This window comes from Micromonospora sp., from assembly GCF_048594385.1.
Lineage (GTDB): Bacteria > Actinomycetota > Actinomycetes > Mycobacteriales > Micromonosporaceae > Micromonospora > Micromonospora wenchangensis.
The window spans coordinates 1-2361 of record NZ_JBMDWU010000293.1 but is presented as its reverse complement, the minus strand read 5'-3'; the positions used below and the strand labels follow the sequence as shown (position 1 = coordinate 2361).

Below are 2361 nucleotides of genomic sequence, written 5' to 3'. Positions count from 1 at the left end.
CGGTGACCACCAGACCCCGCTGGCGCAGCTCCGGGTAGGCGCGCGCCACGGTGGCCGGGCTGACCGCCCGCGCGGTGGCGAGGGCGCGGACGGGCGGCAACGCGTCACCGGCGGCGAGCGCGCCGCTACGGATGCCGGTTTCCACGCTCGCCGAAATCGCGGCGGACGTGGACCCGAGGATCTGATAATGTGCTGCCACAGTTCCAGGATCGTACTAGAACAAAGGCGGGATGTCACATGTACGCGCCGACCGCACGCACCACCGCCAGCCGCAGCCGGGACCGGATGAGCTACGACCGGGCCACCGCCCACGCGGTGCTCGACGAGGCCTACCACTGCGTGCTGGGGTTCGTGGTCGACGGTGAGCCGCGACTGCTGCCCACCCTGCACGTCCGCGTCGGTGACACCCTCTACCTGCACGGTTCCACCGGCAGCCAGCCGCTGCTCGCCGCCCGGGGCGACGCCGGGCTGCCGGTCTGCGTCACGGTGACCCTGCTCGACGGCCTGGTCTTCGGCCGTTCCCAGTTCCACCACAGCGCCAACTACCGCTCGGTCGTCGCCCACGGCACCGCCCACCTGGTGACCAGCGACGACGACAAGCGCACTGTGCTGACCGCCCTGGTGGAGAAGGCCGCCGCCGGGCGGGCCGCCGACAGCCGCCCACCGAGCCGGCGGGAACTGGCCGAGACGGCCGTCCTGGCGCTACCGCTGCACGAGGTGTCGGTGCGGACCCGCACCGGCGGGGTCCGCGACGAACCCGCCGACCTCGACCTGCCGTACTGGGCCGGGGTGGTGCCGCTGCGGCAGGTCGCCGGCCCGCCGGAGCCCGACACCGGGGTGGCCGCCCCACTGCCGGCCTACCTGTCCGGCACCGGCACTCCGGTGCGGGAGCCGGCCGGACCGGCACGCCCTGGTCCGGCGCACCTCACCGGCCCGCCCGACGCCGTCGGGCCCGTCGAGGCGGGAGCGCGGGCCACCGGGCCGTCGGGGGCGGGTGCCACCACCTCGCCGTGGTACGAGCCGGTGCCGCTGCGCGGTGAGCACGTGCTGCTGGAACCACTCACCGCGGCGCACGCCGACGACCTCTTCACCGCCACCGCCGAGCCGGAGGTCTGGGCCCACCTGAGCCACCCGACGCCCACCGACCCGGCCGCGATGCGAGCCGTCGTCACCACCGCGCTGGACGCCCGGCAACGCGGCGAACGGGTGCCGTGGGTGCAGCGCTGCGCCCGCACCGGCGCGGTCATCGGGTCGACCTCCTACTACGACATCGACCCGGCGAGGCGCTGCGTCACCATCGGATACACCTGGCTCGGCCGCCCCTGGTGGGGTAGCGCGGTCAACACCGAGGCCAAGCTGTTGCTGCTCGGTCGCGCGTTCGACGATCTGGGGGCGGTGCGGGTGGTCTGGCAGACCGACATCCGCAACACCCGGTCGCAGGCCGCGATCGCCCGGCTCGGCGCGACCCGGGAGGGCGTACTGCGGATGCACCGGCAGCGCCCGGACGGCTCCTGGCGGGACACCGTGCAGTACGCCATGACCGTCGACGAGTGGCCGAACGCACAGGCCAGGCTGCGGGAATGGCTTCGCCGTTCGGCACCGGCGGAGCGAGGATGACGGGCGTGCTGGGCATCACCGACATCTGGACGTACGTGTTGGGCACCGTGGCGATCATTCTGCTTCCGGGGCCGAACTCCCTCTTCGTGCTCTCCACCGCCGCCAAGCGCGGCGTGGCGACCGGCTACCGGGCGGCGGGCGGGGTCTTCCTCGGCGACTCGGTGCTGATGATCCTCTCCGCCGCCGGGGTGGCGTCGCTGCTCAAGGCGTATCCGCCGCTCTTCCTCGTGATCAAGTACGCGGGCGCGGCCTACCTGGGCTACGTCGGGCTGACCATGCTGCGGGGGGCCTGGCGGCGGTGGCGCGACCGCAACAACCCCGCGACACCCCGACTGATCGACGCCGCCGAGCCGGAGGCGCTGCACAGCCCGTTCCGCAAGGCGCTGGTGATCAGCCTGCTCAACCCGAAGGCGATCCTCTTCTTCATCTCGTTCTTCATCCAGTTCGTCGACCCCGGCTACGCCTGGCCGGCGTTGTCGTTCCTGCTGCTCGGGCTGATCGCCCAGGTGACCAGCGCGCTCTACCTGACCGCGCTGATCTTCGCGGGCACCTTCCTGGCCGCCCAGTTCCGGCAGCGTCGCCGGTTGGCCGCCGGCGCCACCACCGGCGTCGGCATGCTCTTCCTGGGCTTCGGCATCAAACTCGCCACGGCCTCGGTCTGACCCGCCCCACCCCGCCCACCACACACCGCCCCTGACCCGCCCGCCGCGGCCGGTGGGGCCCGTGCCGTCCCCCCCCCCGCCC

The 2361-nt window shown here is 73.4% G+C and carries 3 protein-coding genes; 2 read left to right on the top strand and 1 reads right to left on the bottom strand.

All coding sequences use genetic code 11. From position 1 onward, the window contains the following. A partial coding sequence (locus ACOJTC_RS15665) for a GntR family transcriptional regulator (protein WP_420117430.1) occupies positions 1–199 on the bottom strand: 199 nt, incomplete at its 3' end. Between the two features lie 38 nt (positions 200–237). Here ACOJTC_RS15665 and ACOJTC_RS15660 point away from each other — a divergent pair. Then, complete coding sequence (locus tag ACOJTC_RS15660; RefSeq protein ID WP_420117429.1) at positions 238–1617, top strand: GNAT family N-acetyltransferase; 1380 nt, start codon at positions 238–240, stop codon at positions 1615–1617. Further along, positions 1614–2279 (top strand): leucine efflux protein LeuE, encoded by a 666-nt coding sequence (leuE, locus tag ACOJTC_RS15655; protein WP_420117428.1) that lies wholly within the window; start codon positions 1614–1616, stop codon positions 2277–2279. The genes ACOJTC_RS15660 and leuE overlap by 4 nt, the downstream gene beginning before the upstream one ends. Positions 2280–2361: the final 82 nt, after the last annotated feature.